General features: G+C 26.3%; 22 protein-coding genes. 19 read left to right on the forward strand and 3 right to left on the reverse strand.

Annotated features, from left to right (window positions below):
* Positions 1 to 73: 73 nt before the first annotated feature.
* The 4 genes from BQ2505_RS04870 to BQ2505_RS04885 are packed head-to-tail and all read left to right on the forward strand — an operon-like array spanning position 74 to position 2,056.
* Entirely contained in the window at positions 74 to 697 is a 624-nt protein-coding gene (locus BQ2505_RS04870; protein WP_074016656.1) for a DJ-1/PfpI family protein, read from the forward strand.
* 57 nt (positions 698 to 754) lie between these two features.
* Positions 755 to 1,246: an FKBP-type peptidyl-prolyl cis-trans isomerase gene (locus BQ2505_RS04875; RefSeq protein ID WP_074016657.1), complete on the forward strand. Its 492-nt coding sequence runs from the start codon at positions 755 to 757 to the stop codon at positions 1,244 to 1,246.
* A gap of 4 nt (positions 1,247 to 1,250) precedes the next feature.
* Positions 1,251 to 1,694 (forward strand): ribose 5-phosphate isomerase B, encoded by a 444-nt coding sequence (gene rpiB, locus BQ2505_RS04880; RefSeq protein ID WP_074016658.1) that lies wholly within the window; start codon positions 1,251 to 1,253, stop codon positions 1,692 to 1,694.
* Between the two features lie 23 nt (positions 1,695 to 1,717).
* On the forward strand, positions 1,718 to 2,056 hold the full coding sequence (locus BQ2505_RS04885; protein ID WP_074016659.1) for a histidine triad nucleotide-binding protein: 339 nt from the start codon (positions 1,718 to 1,720) through the stop codon (positions 2,054 to 2,056).
* A 228-nt stretch (positions 2,057 to 2,284) separates the two neighbouring features.
* On the opposite strand, the gene BQ2505_RS04890 is transcribed toward BQ2505_RS04885, so the two are convergent.
* Entirely contained in the window at positions 2,285 to 4,267 is a 1,983-nt protein-coding gene (locus BQ2505_RS04890; protein ID WP_074016660.1) for a S9 family peptidase, read from the reverse strand.
* A 180-nt stretch (positions 4,268 to 4,447) separates the two neighbouring features.
* Here BQ2505_RS04890 and BQ2505_RS04895 point away from each other — a divergent pair, with 180 nt between their 5' ends.
* Complete coding sequence (locus BQ2505_RS04895; RefSeq protein ID WP_074016661.1) at positions 4,448 to 4,642, forward strand: DUF1858 domain-containing protein; 195 nt, start codon at positions 4,448 to 4,450, stop codon at positions 4,640 to 4,642.
* 230 nt (positions 4,643 to 4,872) lie between these two features.
* Here the strand turns inward: BQ2505_RS04895 and BQ2505_RS04900 are convergent, their stop codons facing one another.
* On the reverse strand, positions 4,873 to 5,658 hold the full coding sequence (locus tag BQ2505_RS04900) for a sulfite exporter TauE/SafE family protein (RefSeq protein ID WP_074016662.1): 786 nt from the start codon (positions 5,656 to 5,658) through the stop codon (positions 4,873 to 4,875).
* Between the two features lie 80 nt (positions 5,659 to 5,738).
* Positions 5,739 to 8,030 carry a patatin-like phospholipase family protein gene (locus BQ2505_RS04905; RefSeq protein WP_074016663.1) on the reverse strand — a complete coding sequence of 764 codons (2,292 nt, stop codon included), beginning with the start codon at positions 8,028 to 8,030 and terminating at the stop codon, positions 5,739 to 5,741.
* Positions 8,031 to 8,179: 149 nt separating this feature from the next.
* On the opposite strand from BQ2505_RS04905, the gene rfaD reads away from it, so the two are divergent.
* From rfaD to wecB, 14 genes are all read left to right on the forward strand, one after another.
* Entirely contained in the window at positions 8,180 to 9,178 is a 999-nt protein-coding gene (gene rfaD / locus BQ2505_RS04910; RefSeq protein WP_074016664.1) for an ADP-glyceromanno-heptose 6-epimerase, read from the forward strand.
* Between the two features lie 12 nt (positions 9,179 to 9,190).
* Positions 9,191 to 10,009, forward strand: a complete 819-nt coding sequence (locus BQ2505_RS04915) for an undecaprenyl-diphosphate phosphatase (protein WP_074016665.1) — start codon at positions 9,191 to 9,193, stop codon at positions 10,007 to 10,009.
* Between the two features lie 229 nt (positions 10,010 to 10,238).
* Positions 10,239 to 10,817, forward strand: a complete 579-nt coding sequence (gene rfbC / locus BQ2505_RS04920) for a dTDP-4-dehydrorhamnose 3,5-epimerase (protein ID WP_074016666.1) — start codon at positions 10,239 to 10,241, stop codon at positions 10,815 to 10,817.
* Between the two features lie 8 nt (positions 10,818 to 10,825).
* Positions 10,826 to 11,725: a dTDP-4-dehydrorhamnose reductase gene (gene rfbD / locus BQ2505_RS04925; protein WP_074016667.1), complete on the forward strand. Its 900-nt coding sequence runs from the start codon at positions 10,826 to 10,828 to the stop codon at positions 11,723 to 11,725.
* Positions 11,726 to 11,727: 2 nt separating this feature from the next.
* A complete protein-coding gene (locus BQ2505_RS04930) occupies positions 11,728 to 12,705 on the forward strand; it encodes a GumC domain-containing protein (RefSeq protein WP_074016668.1) in 978 nt (325 codons plus the stop codon).
* A 23-nt stretch (positions 12,706 to 12,728) separates the two neighbouring features.
* Complete coding sequence (locus tag BQ2505_RS04935; protein ID WP_074016669.1) at positions 12,729 to 14,519, forward strand: polysaccharide biosynthesis protein; 1,791 nt, start codon at positions 12,729 to 12,731, stop codon at positions 14,517 to 14,519.
* 3 nt (positions 14,520 to 14,522) lie between these two features.
* A complete protein-coding gene (locus tag BQ2505_RS04940; RefSeq protein WP_074016670.1) occupies positions 14,523 to 15,110 on the forward strand; it encodes a sugar transferase in 588 nt (195 codons plus the stop codon).
* A gap of 19 nt (positions 15,111 to 15,129) precedes the next feature.
* Complete coding sequence (locus BQ2505_RS04945; protein WP_074016671.1) at positions 15,130 to 16,341, forward strand: DegT/DnrJ/EryC1/StrS family aminotransferase; 1,212 nt, start codon at positions 15,130 to 15,132, stop codon at positions 16,339 to 16,341.
* 9 nt (positions 16,342 to 16,350) lie between these two features.
* Positions 16,351 to 16,971, forward strand: coding sequence for a GNAT family N-acetyltransferase (locus BQ2505_RS04950; RefSeq protein WP_074016672.1), 621 nt, complete (start codon positions 16,351 to 16,353; stop codon positions 16,969 to 16,971).
* Positions 16,968 to 18,143, forward strand: coding sequence for a glycosyltransferase family 4 protein (locus BQ2505_RS04955; protein WP_074016673.1), 1,176 nt, complete (start codon positions 16,968 to 16,970; stop codon positions 18,141 to 18,143). The genes BQ2505_RS04950 and BQ2505_RS04955 overlap by 4 nt, the downstream gene beginning before the upstream one ends.
* 11 nt (positions 18,144 to 18,154) lie before the next feature.
* Positions 18,155 to 19,177, forward strand: coding sequence for a polysaccharide biosynthesis protein (locus BQ2505_RS04960; protein WP_074016674.1), 1,023 nt, complete (start codon positions 18,155 to 18,157; stop codon positions 19,175 to 19,177).
* Positions 19,177 to 20,283 carry a polysaccharide biosynthesis C-terminal domain-containing protein gene (locus tag BQ2505_RS04965; RefSeq protein ID WP_074016675.1) on the forward strand — a complete coding sequence of 369 codons (1,107 nt, stop codon included), beginning with the start codon at positions 19,177 to 19,179 and terminating at the stop codon, positions 20,281 to 20,283. The genes BQ2505_RS04960 and BQ2505_RS04965 overlap by 1 nt, the downstream gene beginning before the upstream one ends.
* A 7-nt stretch (positions 20,284 to 20,290) precedes the next feature.
* Complete coding sequence (locus tag BQ2505_RS04970) at positions 20,291 to 21,322, forward strand: acyltransferase family protein (RefSeq protein WP_074016676.1); 1,032 nt, start codon at positions 20,291 to 20,293, stop codon at positions 21,320 to 21,322.
* Entirely contained in the window at positions 21,322 to 22,449 is a 1,128-nt protein-coding gene (wecB, locus tag BQ2505_RS04975; RefSeq protein WP_074016677.1) for a non-hydrolyzing UDP-N-acetylglucosamine 2-epimerase, read from the forward strand. Before BQ2505_RS04970 ends, wecB begins: the two co-directional genes overlap by 1 nt.
* The last annotated feature ends 3 nt before the right edge of the window (positions 22,450 to 22,452 follow it).

Raw genomic sequence — 22,452 nt, forward strand, 5'->3', positions numbered from 1 at the left:
TATATTTTTTACATCTATTGTAATAAGATAATTAATACTTTATAATAAAAATAAAGTGTAGAAAAGAGGAAATATGAAAAAAATTGCAATATTTTTATTCGAGGGAGTAGAGTTGTTTGAAATTGCAACTTTTACTGATATATTTGGTTGGAATAATGTTGTAGCAAAAAAAGAATACAGAGATATAGCATTAAAAACAATCTCTTACAAAGAAAGTGTAACTTGTACTTGGGGTGGTGAATTAAAAGCACAACAAGTAATAAATTTTGAGAATATTAATGAGATATATGACTATGATATTTTAATTATTCCAGGTGGTTTTGGAAAAGCCAGTTTTTTTGAAGATAAAAATAATGAAATTTTCAAACAAATAATAGAACGTTTTGTAAAAGAAAATAAGATAATAGTTGCAATTTGCAGTGCAGTTATAAATTTATTAGAAACGGGCTATATAAAGAATAAAAAAGTTACAACATATTTACTAGATAATAAAAGATATTTTAATCAACTACAAAAGTATGAAGTTAGCCCTATTGAAAATGAAATAGTTGAAGATGGAAATATTTTAACTTGCTCAGGACCAGGAAACTCATTAACTTTAGCTTTATTATTACTTGAAAAAATAACAAGTGAAGAAAATAGAAAAGAAGTAGAGAGAAATATGTTTTTAAATTTAAATATAAAAAATATGTTTTAATTTTAAAAAATATATGGTATCCTTATAATACGAATAAAAAATAGAGAGGTGTATTAAATGAAAATTGGAGAAAATAAAGTTGTTACATTGGAGTATAAAGTTTATGATGCAGATACAAAAGAATTGTTAGAAAGTACAGAAGAATTAGGACCTTATTTCTATATTCAAGGTATGGGACAATTTTTACCAAAAGTTGAACTTGCATTAGATGGTAAAACAAAAGGTTTTAAAACAAATGTTGATATACCTATGGAAGAAGCATACGGAGATTATGATGAAGAATTAGTTGAAGAATTGACTAAAGCAGATTTTGCAGATTTTGATGATATTTATGAAGGAATGGAATTTGTAGTTGAATTAGAAGATGGAAGTGAAATGGTTGCTGTCATAACAGAAATTGATGGAGATAAAGTTTTCACAGATTCAAACCATCCTTTCTCTGGAAGAAATTTATCATTTGAAATTGAAGTAGCAGATGTAAGAGAAGCAACAGATGAAGAACTAGCTCATGGACATGTTCATTTTCATGGGTTTGAAGATGAGGAGTAATAATATGAAAATAGCTTTAGGTGCAGATCACGGTGGATATGAATTAAAAGAAAAAATAAAAGAACATTTAGCTAAAAAGGGGAATATTGAAGTTGTAGATTTTGGAACTAATAGTTCTGAAAGTGTTGATTATCCAAAATATGGTCATTTAGTTGCTAAAAGTGTAGTAGAAAAAGAAGTAGATTTTGGAATTTTAGTTTGTGGAACAGGGATAGGTATATCTATTGCTGCAAATAAGATAAAAGGAATTAGAGCTGCAAACTGCACAAACACAACAATGGCAAAACTTACAAGACAACATAATGATGCAAATATTTTAGCTTTAGGAGCTAGAATAGTTGGAGATGTTTTGGCTTTAGATATAGTTGATGAATTTTTAGCATCATCATTTGAAGGTGGAAGACATCAAAAGAGAATTGATGCAATAGAAAGTTGTAATTTATTTTAGTAAAAAGGATTTTAGGTGATATCATGGCTACAATTTTTACAAAAATTATAAATAAAGAAATTCCAGCAAACATTGTATACGAAGATGCTGATGTTATAGCTTTTAAAGATATAGCACCGGTTGCACCAGTACATGTACTTGTTGTTCCTAAGAAAGAAATACCTACAATTAATGATATAAAAGATGAGGATGCTCTATTAATTGGGAAAATATATCAAGTTATAGGAAAACTTGCAAAAGAATTTGGTATAGATAAAGATGGGTATAGAGTTGTATCTAATTGTAATGAACATGGAGGACAAACTGTATTTCATATTCATTTCCATTTAATTGGTGGAGAAAAATTGGGAACTATGGTATAAGTCTTATAGATAGTAAAAAGAGACTGTGAAAAAAGTCTGTAAATATTTAAATGAATAGCCTTCTATGATAGAATATTAAATATCATAGGGGGCTATTTTTACTCTATAGGAAAGTATAAAAATAAAAATTAGTCTCTGACGTCCGTATTAGTTTGAAGAGCCTGTGTTTATTGAGCTTGTAGAACTCATACGGCTGTCAAGAGACTTTATTTTACAATATTATATTTTTTATTTTAAATATTTTTCAAACCAATTTGTGATTTCTTCTAATCTTTTAATTCTATGTTTTGGCTTACCACTTCTTGATAATTCGTGATTTTCTCCTCTAAACATACAAAGTCTAGCATCAACGCCATGATATTTTAAAGCAGTAAACATTTGTAAACCTTCAGCAAGCCAACATCTATAGTCTTCTTCTGAATGTATAAATAAAGTTGGAGTTTTAGCTTTATCAGCATATTTTACAGGAGAATGCCACCATAATTTATCATGATTAATCCAAGGAGTAGCTTGATTTTGATCAGCATTAAAATAGTAACCAATATCAGTAGTTCCAAATTTTGAAATCCAGTTTGAAATACTTCTTTGAGAAACTGCACATTTAAATCTATCTGTATGGCCTATAATCCAGTTTGTCATATAACCACCATACGAACCACCAGTAACTCCAAGTCTATTCTTATCAATAGGATATTTTTCAACTACATAATCAACAAAATTCATAAGGTCTTCATAATCAACAGTTCCATATTTTCCTCTTATATCTGCAAATATATTTCCATATCCATCGCTTCCATGAGGATTAGTAAAAATAACGAAGTATCCCATATTTGCCCAAACTTGCATTTCGTGGTAAAAAATATTTCCATAAGCTGTTTTTGGACCACCATGGATATCTAATATTGCTGGATATTTTTTGTTTTTGTCATAATTAATCGGATAAATAACAAAGCCTTTTGTAATATCTCCATTTGTAGTAAAATCAAAAATTTCTGGTCTAGAAATTTCATAGTTTTCAAATATTTTTTCGTTAAAACTTGATATTTTTTTAGAGCTAGAATTTTCTAAAATATATATTTCTTGTAGACCATAATTTCTCATACCAACATAATAAATTTTATTATTTGCAATATCAAAGAAATCTATACTTCCATCTTCTGAGCATAAAACCTGATGTTTACCCTTAGTATCTATTGAGTTTAAATATACACTATCAGCCATTGTTGATAGGAAAAATAATTTATTATCAATTATTTTAAATGATTTTCCTCCACCTAATCTACAATCACTTCCAACAGTACAAGAAAGCCAAGTGTCATTTTCAAATAGAAGATTAATATTTTTATCCTTATCTATAAGGTATAACTTGTGATTTTCATTAATTCCAAAATCTTTCATGTCACTTAAAGCACATACTATCTTATCTTCAATAAAGTTTGCATAACTAATATCATATAGACCATCTTTAATAATAGTTTCAAGTTTTTTTGTGGCTAAGTCATAGCTCCAAAGCTCAGCAGTTGTTGGCTGTTTATTCTCATAAGTTCTTCCACCGAAAACAACTTTATTATCTTTTAGATTAAAAAATTCAATGTTTGAAAAAATTCCTGAAATTTCAGTTGTTTTATTTTGTGATTTATCATAGTGATAAAGTCTGTTTCTTTTTTTGTTTACAAATCCGACTCCATTAGACCAAAAAGGAATTTCATCTAAAATTTCATAATCTTTATTTTCATTGTAAAGTTTAATAGCTTTTTCTTTTTCTTCACCAGTTAAGTTATTAATATTTAAAGAATTATTATCAAAAGTTGCTGTAAAAATAAAGTTATCGTTATCAATAATTTTAATTTCAGTAACGTCAAAGGGAAGAGTCATATATTCATAAGCTTCTCCACCATTTTTTGTATCAAGAGCATAAAACACAGACCAAGTTTCACCATTTTTTATTTTTTCTTTTATTTCTTCGTTTCTATCTGAAGAAAATAATATAGTATTGTTATCCAGCCAAAGAGAATTTTTTTCTTTCCCTCTATGAGTAAGTTTTTTAATTTCATTAGTATCTGTATCTAAAGTGTAAATAAAATGCTTATATAAATTTTTTTCAATATCACTTTCACTTACAGAAAAAGCAATTTTTCTTCCATTTGGATTGAAATCTAAATTTGATAAAAATTTGTATTCCAAAAAACTTCTTAATTCTAAATTTTTCATAAGAACCTCCCATATAATTTTATTTGATTTAATATTTCAATAGTTTTTATAGTAAAATAGTAACACTTTCAAGTTATTTTTTCAATGGAAAAGATTAGAATTAATAAATCTTGACAAAAATTGTAAGTTTTATTATAATAGTAGCATAGTAGAAAATATAAAATTTTGAGGAGGATAATAATGGTAACTAAAGATATGAATATAATGGAAGTAGTTGAAAAATATCCAGTAGCTGTTGAAGTATTTCAAAGACATGGTCTTGGATGTGTAGGATGTATGATAGCTTCAGGAGAAACTTTGGGAGAAGGAATTGAAGCTCACGGATTAGATGCAGAAGCAATAATATCTGAAATCAACGAATTAATAAAAAAATAGTTTTACTATTTAAATTATTAAAAAATATAAAATGGAATCTTAAATCTAAATTAGATAAAAAGGATTCCATTTTTTTCTATAGAATATAAAAAATAGTCTCTGACGTCCGTATTAGTTCGAAGAGCCTGTGTTTATTGAGCTCGTAGAACTCATACGGCTGTCAAGAGACTTTATCTATTTGTAGAAAGATTTGTCTGTAATATTATATGATGTTATCAAGGAGCTTAATATTATTTGAAAAATATTTCAAAAGACATCTTTATGATAAGAACACTTGTAACGATTAAAAACATAGGCTTTATAAATTTATTTCCCTTATAAATAGCTAATCTAGAACCTATAATAGCACCTACAGTCATAACTAAAGCAATTAAAATTCCATAAGTCCAATTTAATTTTCCAAAATAAGCAAAGACAATTAAACTTGCAAAATTACTTGATAAATTTAAAATTTTTGTATTTCCACTAGCCGATGAAAAGTCTAGTTTAAAGATTTTTATCAAACAGAACATCAAAAAAGCAGCAGTTCCTGGACCTAAAAAACCATCGTAAAAACCTAGAGCAAAAGCCATAATTTTTCCATAAATAATAGTTTTCGGAGTAGTTCCCCTATAAAAATTATCTTCTCCTAGTTTTTTATTTTTTAATGCATAGATAAAAACTATTATTAAAATTCCAAAAGAAATTGGAGTAAAATATTTTGAATCTATAGAAACAGCAGTTTTTACTCCTAGAACAGCTCCAGCAAGTGAAAAAATAAAAAGTTTAGAAACTATTTCAGTATTAATTTTTTTAGCTTTCCAAAATTTAAATGCACTAGCAAAAGTTGAAAGAAAAGCTGAAAGTTTATTTGTTCCTAAGGCTATATGTGGAGGAAAACCTACAGCAAAGTATGCAGGAAGAGAAATTAAACCTCCCCCTCCAGAAATAGCATCAACTACTGCTGCAAAGAAACAAAAAAAAGCAAGAATAAGAAATTTTTCAATACTAAAATCATTAAATAATTCTGTGAACATAAAACTTAAACCTCCATAAATAAAGTCTCCTGACAGACGTCAGAGACTAATTTTGCTATTTAATTTTATAAAATAACGAATTAGTCTAATTTATAACCTATGGAAATGCTTCCAATAGGTTTTTTATTTTTTAAATCACTGGCAACAGAAAATTCAATAGGACCAATAGGAGAATCATAATTAAGAGAAAGTCCAAGTCCGTTATAATAATCTTTCCATAGTTTGCTTCTATTTTTATTGTCATCTAAAGATTTATTTTCTGTAAATGTTGCAATATTGTATTTTGCACTAAAATACAGTGAGTAAAGTACTTTTCTTTTAAAACCAAATGTAAAACTAAAGAAGTCTTTAACTTGTTTTTCTTGGAAATTAAAACCATAAAATTCAAATTCATTGTTATCAATATTACTGTACATTCCACCTAGTTTGATATATTGATTTGCTTTGATATTATCCCCTCTAAGTATAGCAGAGTTAACACCATAGATAAGAGCTGATCTTTTACTTGTAGGAATATATCCTTTAATACTATAAGAAGGTCCATATAAATTTGATTTTGAACTTCCAAAAGAGTTAGCTAAATTATATATAGCATCAACTTTTATACCTTTCATTGGATTAGAAATTGAATCTAATTTATCATATTTTAATCTTACATAAGTTTTGTTTGTGTTGTTAGAATATTCTAACTTCTTAGAATTTTCTTCTCCGGTATCTAATTTTAAGGTTGAAACTTTAGATAAAACTCCATAAGATAACATAGTATTATTTGTAAGTTGAGTGAATAGACCTAAGTTAAAAAATAAGTCTCTATTCAAAAATTTAGCAGTTTTTCTTTTTTGGTCATATAAGAAAAATGGACTTTCTTCATAACCGATATTAGTTAGTATACCAACTTTATTTTTTAAACCATAATAGCTTAAAGTTCCTAGATTAGCACCTAAGTAGTCTCCAACTTTCAGATTTAAATTAACGTTGTTTCCAAATTTACCATTAAAGAATAAATCAGTTCCAACATTAAATGTTGCTCCATAACCTGTACGATAGTCTACTCCAAGACCTACTCTATTTAAATGACCTTTTTCTCCTTCAAGATATAAAGCGTCGTCAGTTATATGATAATAAAGCTTGTTTACATATTTTAAATTATAAACATCAAGCATCTTATTTTCTATATCTTCTTCTGTAATTTCTTTATAAAGCAATGAGTTAAAGATATTATTTAAAATATCTTTAGTATTATCATCAAACTTAGAATCAAAAACAATTTTTTTAATAATAAAGTTTTCTTTATTTTCTTTTTTAATAATATTAGAAACAGTTCTTTTTTCAAAGTTTTTAGGCAATTTATTTAAGTTGTTTATTTGCTCTAGAGTTGCAAGTTCTCCAAGATGAATTAAATCCAATTTTTTAGATGTGTCAATAGCTGAAATATCTTTTAAATTGGGACTAATTAAAATTGAAGCCTTTTCTCTCGACTCTTTTGTTATATATGATGATTGAATAGCTATCATTTGATTTAAGACACTAAGTATATTGTAGTTATCTTTTTTTATAACAGCAGTTCCAACATCTGAAGCAATAACAATATCAGCTCCCATATCATAAGCATCTTGAACGGGCAGGTTTCTACTAACAAGACCGTCAACATAGAGATTTCCATTTATTTCAACAGGCTCTAAAATTGTTGGTATAGCCATACTTGCAGTTAGCACTCTAGCAACATCTCCCTTAGAAAAAGCTTCAGTATTACCTGTATTTAGGTTTGTAGCTATAATTCTTAATGGAATTGGGAAATCATCAAAATTCTTTATATTTTCAAATTTTCTAGTTAAATTTTTAACTTCCAAATACATTGTTTCCGTATCTCTTAATCCTTTAGGTAAGGAATAATTTAACTCGTTATCAAAATTTATATAAAAACTATATTTTCTTAAACTTTCTTTTTTATCTAAAGCTAAATTACTTATGTCTGTTCCAGATTCCAAAAAATTTTCGACATTTAATTTATCTAATATTGCTTCAATTTCTTCAACTTTATAACCCATAGAGTAAAGAGTCCCAATCAAAGCACCAACACTTGTTCCAGTAATATAATCGATTTTTATATTTTCTTTTTCTAAAATTTTTAAAACTCCAAGATGTGCATAACCTTTTGCTCCACCTCCACTTAAAACAAGAGCAACTTTTAAATTATTTTTTTCTTTTTCAGATTTTACTTTTTTAAGTGAGTCTATTTTATTTTCTAGATTTTTTATTTGATTTTGAATTTCTTCTATTTTGACATCTTCATTTAATTTTAATTCCAGATTTTCAGCATAAAGAAAATTTAAATTTAAAATAATATATATGAATAAAATTAATTTTTTCAAAATTTACCTCCAGAATAATTTTAATAATTTTATTTTATCACAAATGCAAATATAATAAAAATTTTTATTTCTAAATTTGGAAATATTTGATAAAAATGATATAATTTTAAAGTTAAGGAAGAAAATGTAGTTATAAGGAGGAGCTAGTTATGATAATAGTTACTGGTGGAGCTGGAATGATAGGAAGTGCTTTCGTATGGAAGCTAAATGAGATGGGAAGAAAAGATATCTTAATAGTGGATAAATTAAGAAAAGAAAATAAATGGTTAAATATTAGAAAAAGAGAATATTACGATTGGATAGATAAAGATAATTTACAAGATTGGTTATCTTCTAAAGAGAATGCAGATAAGATAGAAGCAGTTATTCATATGGGAGCTTGCTCAGCAACAACAGAAACTGATGGAGATTTCTTAATGGATAATAACTTCGGATACACTAAATTTTTATGGAATTTTTGTGCTGAAAAAAATATAAAATACATTTATGCATCTTCAGCAGCAACTTATGGTATGGGTGAACTTGGATATAACGATGATGTAAGCCCTGAAGAGCTACAAAAACTAATGCCTTTAAACAAATATGGTTACTCAAAGAAATTTTTTGACGATTGGGCTTTTAAACAAGAATCAAAGCCAAAACAATGGAATGGATTAAAATTCTTTAATGTTTATGGACCTCAAGAATATCATAAAGGTAGAATGGCATCTATGATTTTCCATACATACAATCAATTTAAAGAAAATGGATATGTAAAACTTTTTAAATCATATAAAGAAGGATTTAAAGATGGAGAACAATTAAGAGATTTTGTGTATGTAAAAGATGTAGTTGATATAATGTATTTTATGTTGACTAATGATGTGGAATCTGGAATCTATAACATAGGTACAGGAAAAGCAAGAAGCTTTATGGACTTATCTATGGCAACAATGAGAGCAGCATCAGGAGATGAAAATTTAAAAAGAGAAGATGTTGTTGAATTGATACCTATGCCTGAAGATTTACAAGGGAAATATCAATATTTTACTGAAGCCAAAATAGAGAAACTTAGAAAAATAGGGTACACTAAAAAATTATACACTTTAGAAGAAGGTGTGAAAGACTATGTTCAAAATTATTTAGCAAAAGAAGATTCTTATCTATAGGAGATGTTGTAAGTGGGAGCATTAATATTAGTTGTAATTCTTTCTATTGTGGAAGGAATTACAGAATTTTTACCTGTTAGCAGTACAGGTCATATGATACTTGTTAATCAATTTTTTGGTAATAATGTTTTGTCTGAACATTTTATTAACAGTTTTTTAATTATAATTCAACTTGGAGCAATACTTTCAGTTGTAGTTTATTTTTGGAAAGATGTCAGTCCTTTTGTAAGCAACAAAAAAGAATTTATACAAAGATTTAGATTATGGCTGAAAATAATTGTTGGAGCTTTACCTGCTGCAATTATAGGACTTATGTTAGATGATATTATAGATAAGTATTTAATGAATAATGTAATGATAATAGCAATAACTTTGATACTATATGGAATTATTTTTATTGTAATAGAATATCTAAACAAGAAAAATAAATTAAATACAACTGTTACTAAATTTTCTTCATTGAAATATAGAACAGCATTTTTAATTGGATTTTTTCAATGCTTAGCTATGATACCAGGAACATCAAGATCTGGAGCTACGATAATAGGAGCCTTACTTTTAGGTTTGGCAAGACCGATAGCAGCAGAATTTTCATTCTATTTAGCTATACCAACAATGCTAGGTGCAACATTTTTAAAGTTGTTAAAAAATGGATTGTCATTTACAAATCAAGAATGGATTTATTTAGGACTAGGTTCATTTATTTCTTTCGTTGTAGCTTATATTGTTATAAAATGGTTTATGAATTTTATAAAAAGAAGAAGTTTTGCTTCTTTTGGGTTATATAGAATAATATTAGGAATTATAATTTTAATAATTTTAATAAAATAAATAAGGTCTTCTGACAGCCGTATGACTCTTCCGAGCTCACCGAAATGCTCTCCAGAGTAATACGGACGTCGAAGACTAACTTTCCCAACAAACAAAATCTCTTGATAGGCGTCAGAAACTAAATTTTCTCTTTAAATTTATACTTTTTCATAGAAAAAAAGATTGTATAATAAAAAAATATATTTTATAATATAAAATAGCTAAAAAAAACGAATAAGAGGAAAAGAAAATGAAATTTAAAAAAATAGAAACAGAAATACAAGATTTAGTTATAATTGAACCAACAGTATTTGAAGATAATAGAGGATTTTTTTTAGAAAGCTACAACTATAATGATTTTAAAGAAATAGGAATAGATAATATTTTTGTTCAGGATAATCACTCAAAATCTTCAAAAGGAGTATTAAGGGGATTGCACTTTCAAAAAGGAGAGTTTGCTCAAGCAAAACTTGTAAGAGTTTTAAAAGGGGCAGTTCTTGATGTGGCAGTTGATTTGAGAAAAGATAGTCAAACTTTTGGAAAGTATGTTGCTATTGAACTAAGTGAAGAAAATAAAAAAATGTTTTTTATACCAAGAGGTCTTGCTCATGGTTTCTTAGCTTTAACAGATGAAGTAGAAAGTTATTATAAATGTGATAATTTTTATACACCACAAGCTGAGGACGGACTTGTTTGGAATGATGCTAACTTAAAAATAGAGTGGAATTTTAAGAAATATAATATAAATGAGAAAGAATTAATAATTTCTGAAAAAGATAAAAAAAATAAAACATTTTTTGAATATAAAAAAGAAAATAAAATAGACTAGGAGAAGATATGAAATTAATATTTGGAGCTAATGGAAAATTAGGAACGGATTTTAAAGAGTTATTTGATTCGTTGGGAGAGAAATATCTTGCAACTGATAAGGATGAATTAGATATAACAAATGGAGATTTTTTAAGAGCATATATACAAACTATGAATCAAAATTATGGAGTTGATACTATAATAAATTGTGCAGCGTATAATGATGTTGATAAAGCTGAAGAAGAAAAAGAATTATGCTATAAAATGAATGCTGAAGTACCTGCAAATTTGGCAAAAATAGCTTCAGAAATAGGTGCAAACTATATAACTTATTCAACAGATTTTGTTTTCAATGGGAAAATAGCTAATTATTTACATAATGAGACTACAGGATTTACAGAAGAAGATGAAACACATCCAACTTCAACATATTCAAGAGCTAAAAATGAGGGAGAAATTTTGGTTAAACAAATAATAGATATGCCAGAAAATACTTCAAAAATATATATTGTTAGAACTTCTTGGGTATTTGGAAAAGGAAATACAAACTTTGTTGACAAGATTATAGAATGGTCAAAAAACAATGAAGAATTGAGAATAGTAGATGATCAAATATCTTCTCCGACTTATTCAAAAGATTTAGCATATTACAGTTGGGAACTTATAAAAAAAGGTGCTGAAAGTGGATTGTATCACTTTACAAATGAAGGAGTAGCTTCTAAATATGATCAAGCTCAATATATTTTGGAAAAGTTAGCTTGGACCGGGAAATTAGAAAGAGCAAAGACTGAAGAATTTCATTTGCCAGCTCCTAGACCTAAATTTAGTAAGCTTAACTGTAAAAAAATAAGAGAAACATTACTTCTTTCAATACCTCATTGGAAAGATGCAATAGATAGATATTTGAAAGAAAAAGGAGAAAATTAAAAATGGATAGAGATCTTGTTGAGCTAGATAATGAGTACAAGGAAGAAGAAATAGATATATATCAGCTGATAGATATATTTGTTAGAAATATAAAAACTTTTGTAATAATATTTATTATTGGACTTATAGCAACAGCAGTTTTTGTTGGGAAGAAAGTTTTGTTAGATAAGAAAAATGTTTTATCAATTCAGTATACATTGAATTATGATGAATTAGAAAGTTATTTAAATGGGAAAGTTTTTTATCCTAAAAAAAGCCCTACAGATATACTTTTAGATGATACATATTTAAAAAAATTATTTGAAAATAAAGAATTAAACTCTTTATATGAAGCTTCTGTGACAGAAGATAGAGAAAATATTACTACGAAAAGAAGATTTTTAAATAAAAACAAAATACTAGAAAATCTTTCTATGAAAAAGGTGGTTCCAAAAGGTGAAGAAGAGTCAGTTTCTGCTAATGCATATAAACTTACAGTAGTAACTAAAAGGAATTTAGATAAAGATAAGAAAATAGCATACAGTATTCTAGAGTCATATTTGGAAGTATTAAAAAAATATTATCAAGAAAAAATGTTTAATTTTATAGGAGAACGAAAAAAGTTTTTAGAAAAATCGTTGCCAATACTTAAGAAAGAATTAGAAAAGAATGCTGTTGATAAGGCAGGACTTAACGTAAGTTCTACAATAAATGGAGATAACTATTTGAAATATGTTTATCCAATAAAAGTATCTAATATAGATTCATATTATCCAGACTACACTCGTTATGAAAATGAGTATCAAGCTATTCAAAATATGTTTGAATTAAATTTAGATGATGTGAATAATTTTATAAAATATGATAGTTCAATAATAGAAGAAAAAGAAAAAAGTAAAAATCTATTATTTTTAGGAATTGGGATATTTTTAAGTTTTGCTTTAGGTGTTGTTGGAGCTTTTGGAAGAGAGTTTGTAAAAAGTTATAAGAAGAGTAAATAAAAAGGATAATAGAGGAGCTTTCTATGAATAATATAAGAAAAATTATAAAATTGTTAATAGATATTTTTTTATTAAACTTTTCTGTATTATTATCCTTTTGTTTAATTGAAGTTTACCTAGACATATATGTAATTATATTATATAACACTCTTTTTATAATTAATTATATCTTACAAAAAATATATAACAATAGTTGGAGATTTACAGGAATAAAGGATACGATACAATTAATAGCAGTAAATTTTGGATTAAATTTTATTATATATTTATGCATTTTTAAAAGAACAAATTCTTTAAAATTTGTATTTTTAAACTTTGTATTTTTCTTAGTTTTACAATGTTTAGCAAGATTTTTATTTATATTAACAAGATTAAAGGGGCTAACAGTTGGGAATAATGAAAAAGAAAGAGTACTAATATATGGTGCCGGAGAAGCTGGAGTTCTTTTAGTTAAAGAGGCTGGAGTAAATCCTAATTTTCCATATAATATTATTGGCTTTTTAGATGATAGTATAAATAAAATAGGTGGAAAAGTATACGGTTTAAAAGTCTTTGGAGGCTTTGATGATTTGGAGAAAATTGTAGAGAAGCAAGAAATATCAAAAATAATAATTTCTATGCCCTCTGCTAAAAGAAAAGAAATATCAAAAATTTTAGAAAAAATAAATGGAATAGAAAGTGTATCTGCAAAAATAATATCTAATGTTGACAATTTAATAGAAAAGACTAATTTAAGTTCTCAACTTAGAAATATAAAATTGGAAGATTTACTTGGAAGAGAAGAAATACAAATAAATACAAAAGAAGTTTCAAAATTTATTGAAGGGAAAACTGTATTTGTAACTGGTGGTGGAGGAAGTATAGGTTCAGAACTCATCAATCAGATTGCAAAATATAATCCTGAAAAAATAGTTAATGTTGAAATCAATGAAAACTCATCATATTTGATGGAATTAGAGTTAAAAAGAAAATATCCGTACTTAGAGTATAAGACAGAAATAGCAAGTGTGAGAGATTTAGATAAATTAGAAAATCTATTTAATAAATATAAGCCAAATATATTATTCCATGCTGCTGCTCATAAGCATGTGCCACTTATGGAAAACAATCCAGAGGAAGCAATTAAGAATAATATATTTGGAACGAGAAATGTAGCTGAATGTTGCCTTAAATATAAATTGGAATCAGTTGTTTTAATTTCTACGGATAAAGCAGTTAATCCTACTAATATTATGGGGGCTACAAAAAGAGTTTGTGAAATGATTTTTCAAAAATATTCAGAAAAATCAAGTAGTACAAAATTTATGGCAGTTAGATTTGGAAATGTTTTAGGAAGTAATGGCTCAGTTATACCAATATTTTCAAAATTAATAGAAGAAGGAAAGAATTTAACTTTAACACATAAAGATATAATTAGATATTTTATGACTATACCGGAAGCAGCACAGCTTGTTATTGAAGCTGGAGCATTAGGAAAAGGTGGAGAAATTTTTATACTTGATATGGGTGAGCCGGTTAAAATTTATGATTTAGCAAAAAATATGATAAAATTATCAGGTTCTTCCGTTGGAATAGATATTGTAGGTCTTAGACCTGGAGAAAAACTTTTTGAAGAACTTCTATATGATGTTGATTCATCTACAAAAACTACAAATAATAAAATATTTATAACTAATATGGAAAATGAAAAAGTACAGGTTGATATAGATAACTACTATACAATTTTACAAGATTTAATAAAGAACCATGATAATGTTGGAATGAGAAAAACTTTAGCTAATATTATTGGAACTTTTAAAGGGAGAGTGGAGTAAAAAGTGTTGAAAAGGATATTTGATATTATTTCTTCATTATTTGGACTAATATTACTAGCACCTTTTATGATAATAATAGCTATATTAATAAAGATTGATTCAAAAGGACCGGTATTTTTTAAACAAGTAAGAGTTACAAAAAATGGAAGAGAATTTAAAATCTTTAAATATCGTACTATGAGAGTAGGTTCAGATAAATACAGTCAAATAACTGTAGGAAAAGATAGTAGAATAACTAAAGTTGGAGATTTTTTAAGAAGATATAAGTTAGATGAAATACCTCAGTTAATAAATGTTTTACTGGGAGATATGAGCTTAGTGGGACCAAGACCTGAAGTTCCAAAATATGTAGCACTATATACAGAAGAACAAAGAGAAATATTAAAAGTAAGAGCAGGGATAACAGACTATGCTTCAATAGAGTTTTCAAATGAGAATGATATTCTAGTTAATGAGACTGATCCAGAAAAGGCTTATATAGAAAAAATTATGCCAAGAAAAATAGAATTAAATAAAAAATATTTATCTGAAATTTCAGTAATGACAGATATAAAAATAATTTTATTGACTATTAAAAAGATATTGAAATAAGTAAGGAGATGGGAACTATATGGAAAAGAGAAAAATTACTTTTTCTCCACCTGATATAACAGAGAGAGAAATAGCTGAAGTAGTAGATACATTAAGATCTGGTTGGATTACAACAGGACCAAAAACCAAAAAATTTGAAGACGAGATAGCAAAATATTGCGGAACAAAAAAGGCAGTAGCTCTTAATTCAGCAACAGCTGCGATGGAACTAGCTTTAAGACTATTTGATATAGGTAAAGGAGATGAAGTTATAACATCAGCCTATACTTATACAGCTTCTGCTAGTGTGATATATCATTGTGGTGCAAAGATAATTTTAGCAGATACTAAAAAAAATGGGTTTAATATAGATCCAAAACAAGTTGAGAAATTAATTACACCAAAGACTAAAGCAATAATAGCAGTTGATATAGGTGGTTTTCCCGCTGATTACTCAGAATTATTAGATATAGTTGAAAAAAAGAAAAATATATTTAATGCTAAAAAAGGAACTTATCAAGAAGAATTAGGGAGAATATTAATTATTGGTGATGCAGCACATTCTTTTGGAAGTAGCTATAAGGAAAAGAAAATTGGAAGTGTAGCAGATATAACTTCGTTTTCATTTCATGCTGTTAAGAATTTAACAACAGGAGAAGGAGGAGCTTTAACTTGGAATCTTCCAGAAAATTTTGATAATGAGGAAATTTATAAAGGTTTTATGTTGTTATCTCTACATGGTCAAAATAAAGATGCTCTTAACAAGTTAAAAGCGGGTGCCTGGAAATATGATATAGTTATGCCAGGCTATAAATCTAATATGACAGATATAATAGCTTCAATAGGATTAGTCCAACTTCAAAGATACGATGGAGAAATTCTAAAGAAAAAAGAAGAGCTAGTGTCTTACTATGAAAAGTATCTAGGAGACTTAATAGATAAAATAGAATTGCCTATCTTTAAAAATGATATTAAAGAAAGTTGTAAACATTTATATATGATAAGATTAAAGAATCAAGATGAAGAAAAAAGAAATAAAGTTATTGCAAAATTAGGAGAAGATGATATAGCAACAAATGTTCATTTTCAACCATTACCACTTTTAACAGCCTATAAGAAATTAGGATTTAAAATAGAAGATTATCCTAATGCATATAATCAATATAAGAATGAAATATCTTTACCACTTCATGATTTTTTGACAGAAGATGATATAAAGTATATTTGTGAGTATATAAAAAAAATAATATAAGAGGGTAATATGAAAATAGATATTGCAAAAAATAGTGAAGATGTCAAAGCAATAGTTAAAATACATATAGAAGCATTTCCTAATTTTTTTTTAACAAGTCTAGGAGATGATTTACTTTTTGAACTATATAGAAGTTTTTTAGAAGTAAAAAATTCGGGGATTTATATAGCAAAAATAGATGACAATATAGCTGGCTTTATAGCCTTTACTGAAAGATCTACATTAATTTACTATAATATTTTGAAGAAACATTTTTTTTCGTTTTGCTTAAAACTTTTTAAAAAATTTTTGAAAAACCCAATTTCATTTTTTAAATTAATATATATATTTAAAAAAAAATTATTTTCAAAAAAGGAGAATGATAAAATAATTTTAAAAAAAATTCGCGTAGAATCTATAGCAGTTAAACCTGATTATTCTAATAAAGGTATCGGAAAAGAGTTAATAGATTTTTTAAAAGAAAATATAGATTTTAAAAAGTTTGATTTTATTGAGTTAGAGACAGATGCTAAAAATAATGAGAAAACAAACTATTTTTATCAAAAAAATAATTTTATAAAAATAAAGGAAATTACAACTGATGAAAATCGTATAATGAATATATATCATTATTATGGAGGAAAAAAATGAAAGTACTGTATGTTTCAACAGTTTTTCCAAAGAAAGAGGAAAATTCAACAATATATACTGATATAGTAGAAGAGTTAGTAACAAAAGGAGATCAAGTAACCGTTGTTACAATAGAAAAAGAATTAAAACCATTTCAGTATAAAGTAGCTGAAGAAAGAGGAGCGATAGTTTTTCGGTGTGGGTGTTTTCCAATTTATAATGTAAATTTTTTAATGAAAGGAATTGGAATTCTTTTTCTTTCATTTTTCTTAAAAAGGATTATAAAAAAAATTAATATAAGTAATTTTGATTTACTTTTATATGAAACACCTCCAATAACTTTAGAAGGTATAGTAAAAAAAATAAAGAGATCTTCTCAAATTAAAACTTTTTTAATGCTAAAAGATATATTTCCTCAAAATGCAGTTGATATAGGACTTATGAAAAGAGATAGTTTTATTTTTAAGTATTTTAAAAGAAAGGAAGAGTCGCTGTATGATATTTCAGATTATATAGGCTGTATGTCAAAAGGCAATATGGATTATATTTTAGAGCAAAATCCTAAAGTTTCAAAAGAGAAAGTATACTATTTTCCTAATACAAAAAAAGATACAGGAAATAAAGATATTAATTTTGGATTTGAAAAAGAAAAATTACAATTTGTGTATGGCGGTAATATGGGATTACCGCAAGGAGTTTTAAATATAGCTCCAGCAATATCCAGTTTTAAAAATGATAAAAATATAGAGTTTATTTTTGTAGGAAGAGGAACTGAATGGGACAAAATAAATAATTATTTTAAAGGACAGGAGAATGTAAAAGTTTTAAAGAGTTTACCAAGAGAAGAATACGAAAAGCTAATATTAAGTTGTGATGCAGGATTCATATTTCTAGATCCACGATTTACAATTCCAAATTATCCATCGAGAACTTTGGCATATTTGGAAAAGGGTATCCCAATTATTGCTGCAACAGATAAAAATACAGATATAAGAAATTTAATTCAAGATAATAATGTAGGATTATGGTCTTGTAGTGATGATATTGCTTCTCTTATAGAAAATATAAAAATAATGAAAGAAAACAAAGAAATGAGAAAAGAGTTTAGTAAAAATGCAAGAGAATTATTTTTAAAAGAGTTTCAAGTGGAGAAATCTGTAGAATTACTACATAAGTATATCAATAATAACTAAGGAGATATATAATGTTTAGAGACAAAGTATTATTAATTACAGGAGGAACAGGTTCATTTGGAAATGCTGTTCTTAGAAGGTTTTTGAAAACAGATATAAAAGAAATCAGAATTTTTTCAAGAGATGAAAAAAAACAAGATGATATGAGAAAAATCTATAATGACTCTAAAATAAAGTTTTATATAGGTGATGTTAGAGATTATAACTCTATATCAGATGCTATGAGAGGAGTGGATTTTGTATATCATGCTGCAGCATTAAAACAGGTTCCTTCTTGTGAATTTTATCCAGTTCAGGCTGTGTATACTAATATTTTAGGTACTGAAAATGTTTTAAATGCGGCAATAGCTAATAAAGTAAAAAGAGTTGTATGTTTAAGTACAGATAAGGCAGCATACCCTATAAATGCAATGGGAATGTCAAAAGCACTTATGGAAAAAGTTATAGTGGCAAAAGGTAGAAATCTTGATGAAAATGAAACTATGATTTGTTTAACAAGATATGGGAATGTTATGGCATCAAGAGGTTCAGTAATTCCATTGTTTTTTGATCAAATAAGAAGTGGAAAGCCTATGACTATAACAAATCCTAATATGACAAGATTTATGATGAGTTTGGATCAAGCAGTAGATTTAGTCTTATTTGCTTTTGAAAATGGTCATAATGGAGATTTATTTATACAAAAATCTCCTGCAGCAACTATTGAACTATTAGCAAATACCATAAGAAATCTTGTAGGAAAACCAGATTATGAAATAAAAAATATAGGAATAAGACATGGTGAAAAATTGTATGAGGTTCTTATGACGAAAGAAGAGAAAGTAAGAGCAATAGATATGGGGAATTATTTTAGAGTTCCAGCAGATAGCAGAGATTTAAACTATTCTCAATATTTTGATAATGGACAGCCTATAGAAAAAGTAGAAGAGTATAATTCAGACAATACTTATCAATTAAATGAACAAGAATTAAAAGAAATGCTTTTGAATCTTTATGAAATACAAGATGATCTAAAAGGATTTGGGGTGAAATAATGGAAGTATTAGTTACAGGTTCTAGTGGTTTTATAGGAAAAAACTTATTAGAAAGATTGTCAAGAATAGAAAATATAAAAGTTCATACTTTTGATATAGAAGATAAATTAGAAGATATAGAAAAATATATAGATAAAATAGATTTTATATTTCATCTAGCTGGAATAAATAGACCTCAAAATATAGATGAATTTTATAAAGGAAATAGAGATACTATAAAAGATTTAATTTCAATAATTGAAAAGAAAGAACTAAAAATTCCTATTTTAGTAACTTCATCTATTCAAGTAGAAAGAGATAATGATTATGGTAAAAGTAAATTAGAGGGTGAAAATTTATTAAGAGAATACTCAACTAAAAATAATATTCCAATTTACATTTATAGATTACCTAATGTCTTTGGGAAATGGTGTAGACCAAACTATAATTCTGTAATAGCTACTTGGTGTAATAATATAGCTAATGATTTAGAAATAACTGTATCAGATAGAGCAGTGAAACTAAGTTTAGTTTATATTGATGATGTAGTTAATACTTTTTCAAAGCATTTAACTGAAAAAATAGAAAGTAAAGAATACTATTCAATACCTACTATTTATGAAAAGACACTAGGAGAAATTTTAGATTTACTATATTCTTTTAAAAATAATAGAAATGATTTAGTTATAAATAAAGTTGGAACTGGTTTCGAAAGAGCATTATATTCAACATATTTATCATATTTACCAAAAGATAAATTCTCTTATGAATTAACTGAACATAAAGATAATAGAGGAGCTTTTGTAGAAATAATAAAAACTCTTGATAGTGGACAATTTTCAATATCTACTTCAAAACCTGGAATAACAAGGGGAAATCATTATCATAATACAAAAAATGAAAAATTTCTTGTGATAAAAGGGGAAGCTATAATAAGATTTAGACACATATATAGTGATGAGGTTATAGAATATCCTGTTTCAGATAAAAAACTTGAAGTTGTTGATATACCAGTTGGTTATACTCATAATATAACAAATACAGGTGATTCAGAAATGATATTGGTAATATGGGCAAATGAATTATTTGATAAAGAAAATCCAGATACATATTTTTTAGAGGTGTAAACTTTGTATGGATAAAGAAAACAATTTTAATTTAATCAGATTATTAGCAGCTTTGCAAGTAATGTTTTTTCACACAATAGAACATTTAAAATTAAAAGTTATACCATTTTTAAATTATTTTTCAACCTATAAAGGAGTTATTGTATTATTTACAGTAAGTGGTTATCTCATATATTTAAGTTTAGAGAGAAATAGTACGAGTATTAAACAGTATATTTATAATAGATTAGGAAGGATTTATCCTGCATTATGGTTTTCTACAATTATATCATTTTTTTTATTGTTTTTTAGTGGATATTTAAAAATAAGTAAGATATTTAATAGCAAATTATTATTATATTGGTTTGCTCAAATAACGATATTTCAGTTTTGGACACCAGAAATATTAAAAAACTATGGTGTTGGAAACCCTAATGGTTCTTTAGCAACAATAACTATAGAATTACAGTTTTATTTTTTAATATTGCTTATATTTTTATTAAAAAGAAAAAATATTGTATTTATTCTTCTAACAGTATTATCTATTATTTTAAATATCTTTGTATACACAAAATTCTCAAAAGATTTAGTATATGTAAAATTATTTTCAGTTTCAATTATTCCTTATTTTTATAATTTTATGATAGGAGTATACTTTGCAAAATATAGAAAATTTTTATTGAAATTAATAGAAGGGAAATTTTTAATGTGGTTGTTACTCTATAATATATACGTTTATAGATATGAAAAAATACCAGAATACTATATAGATTTTTCTATTCTCATTTCAAATATACTATTAGGAATATTAGTACTATCTTTTGCTTTTAGTTTTAAAAAATTAAGTAATTTTTTAATAGGGGATATAGATATTTCCTATGGAATATATCTTTATCATATGTTGTTTTTGAATTTTTTTATTCATAAATTTGGAATAATAGGAGCAAAAGAAAGGATGTTATATTATATAACATTAACTTTTTTAGTTGCAATTTTATCTGATAAATTTTTAGAAAGACCAATATTAAATTATATAAAAAATAAGATTAGGAGAAAATAATGAAAAAATTAAAAGTTATGACTGTTGTAGGAACAAGACCTGAAATAATTAGACTTTCAGCTGTAATAAATAAATTAGATAAAAGTGAAGCAATAGAGCATATTTTAGTTCATACAGGACAAAATTATGATTATGAATTAAATGAAGTATTTTTTGAGGATTTTAACTTAAAAAAACCAGATTATTTCTTAAATTCAGCTGTTGGTACAGCAATAGAAACAATTGGAAATATTTTAATAAATATAGAAAAGGTCATAGATAAGGAAAAACCAGATGCTTTTTTAATATTAGGAGATACAAATTCTTGTCTTACTGCAATAGTAGCAAAAAGAAGACATATCCCAATTTTTCATATGGAAGCAGGAAATAGATGTTTTGATCAAAGAGTACCAGAAGAAACAAATAGAAAGATTGTAGATCATATTGCAGATATAAATTTAACATATAGTGACATAGCAAGAGAATATTTATTAAGAGAAGGATTGTTACCTGATAGAGTTATAAAAACAGGAAGTCCTATGTATGAAGTAATAAAATCAAAATTAGATGATATAAATAATTCAGATGTGTTAAATAAATTAAATTTAGAAAAAGGAAAGTATTTTGTAGTATCAGCACATAGAGAAGAAAATATTAACTCAGAAACAAACTTTATGAATTTAGTTGAAAGTTTAAATGCAATAGCTGATAAATATAATTTTCCTGTTATTATAAGCACTCATCCTAGAACAAGAAAAATGATAGAAGAAAAGGGTATAAAGTTTAATCCACTAGTAAATCTATTAAAACCATTAGGATTTAATGATTATGTAAAACTTCAAATAGAATCTAAAGCAGTTTTAAGTGATAGTGGAACAATTTCAGAAGAATCTTCTATTCTAAAATTTAGAGCATTAAATTTAAGAGAAGCCCATGAAAGACCAGAAGCAATGGAAGAAACATCAGTTATGATGGTAGGATTAAAGAAAGAAAGAATTTTACAAGGACTAGAAATATTAGAAACTCAAGAAAAAGATACTTTAAGAGAAGTTTATGACTATTCTATGCCAAATGTATCTGATAAAGTTTTAAGAATAATTTTATCTTATACTGATTATATAAATAGAAATGTGTGGAAAATTAATTAAAGG

The organism is Fusobacterium massiliense (assembly GCF_900095705.1).
Classification (GTDB): domain Bacteria; phylum Fusobacteriota; class Fusobacteriia; order Fusobacteriales; family Fusobacteriaceae; genus Fusobacterium; species Fusobacterium massiliense.

Bases quoted from the DNA above. Each gene is read 5' to 3' on its own strand.
- rpiB (WP_074016658.1), top strand. From the start codon at position 1,251: ATGAAAATAGCTTTAGGTGCAGATCACGGTGGATATGAATTAAAAGAA.
- BQ2505_RS04965 (WP_074016675.1), top strand. From the start codon at position 19,177: ATGGAAGTATTAGTTACAGGTTCTAGTGGTTTTATAGGAAAAAACTTA.
- BQ2505_RS04935 (WP_074016669.1), top strand. From the start codon at position 12,729: ATGAATAATATAAGAAAAATTATAAAATTGTTAATAGATATTTTTTTA.
- BQ2505_RS04960 (WP_074016674.1), top strand. From the start codon at position 18,155: ATGTTTAGAGACAAAGTATTATTAATTACAGGAGGAACAGGTTCATTT.
- BQ2505_RS04870 (WP_074016656.1), top strand. From the start codon at position 74: ATGAAAAAAATTGCAATATTTTTATTCGAGGGAGTAGAGTTGTTTGAA.
- BQ2505_RS04930 (WP_074016668.1), top strand. From the start codon at position 11,728: ATGGATAGAGATCTTGTTGAGCTAGATAATGAGTACAAGGAAGAAGAA.
- BQ2505_RS04970 (WP_074016676.1), top strand. From the start codon at position 20,291: ATGGATAAAGAAAACAATTTTAATTTAATCAGATTATTAGCAGCTTTG.
- rfbD (WP_074016667.1), top strand. From the start codon at position 10,826: ATGAAATTAATATTTGGAGCTAATGGAAAATTAGGAACGGATTTTAAA.
- BQ2505_RS04895 (WP_074016661.1), top strand. From the start codon at position 4,448: ATGGTAACTAAAGATATGAATATAATGGAAGTAGTTGAAAAATATCCA.
- BQ2505_RS04955 (WP_074016673.1), top strand. From the start codon at position 16,968: ATGAAAGTACTGTATGTTTCAACAGTTTTTCCAAAGAAAGAGGAAAAT.
- rfaD (WP_074016664.1), top strand. From the start codon at position 8,180: ATGATAATAGTTACTGGTGGAGCTGGAATGATAGGAAGTGCTTTCGTA.
- BQ2505_RS04945 (WP_074016671.1), top strand. From the start codon at position 15,130: ATGGAAAAGAGAAAAATTACTTTTTCTCCACCTGATATAACAGAGAGA.
- BQ2505_RS04875 (WP_074016657.1), top strand. From the start codon at position 755: ATGAAAATTGGAGAAAATAAAGTTGTTACATTGGAGTATAAAGTTTAT.
- rfbC (WP_074016666.1), top strand. From the start codon at position 10,239: ATGAAATTTAAAAAAATAGAAACAGAAATACAAGATTTAGTTATAATT.
- BQ2505_RS04885 (WP_074016659.1), top strand. From the start codon at position 1,718: ATGGCTACAATTTTTACAAAAATTATAAATAAAGAAATTCCAGCAAAC.
- BQ2505_RS04900 (WP_074016662.1), bottom strand. From the start codon at position 5,658: ATGTTCACAGAATTATTTAATGATTTTAGTATTGAAAAATTTCTTATT.
- wecB (WP_074016677.1), top strand. From the start codon at position 21,322: ATGAAAAAATTAAAAGTTATGACTGTTGTAGGAACAAGACCTGAAATA.
- BQ2505_RS04950 (WP_074016672.1), top strand. From the start codon at position 16,351: ATGAAAATAGATATTGCAAAAAATAGTGAAGATGTCAAAGCAATAGTT.
- BQ2505_RS04890 (WP_074016660.1), bottom strand. From the start codon at position 4,267: ATGAAAAATTTAGAATTAAGAAGTTTTTTGGAATACAAATTTTTATCA.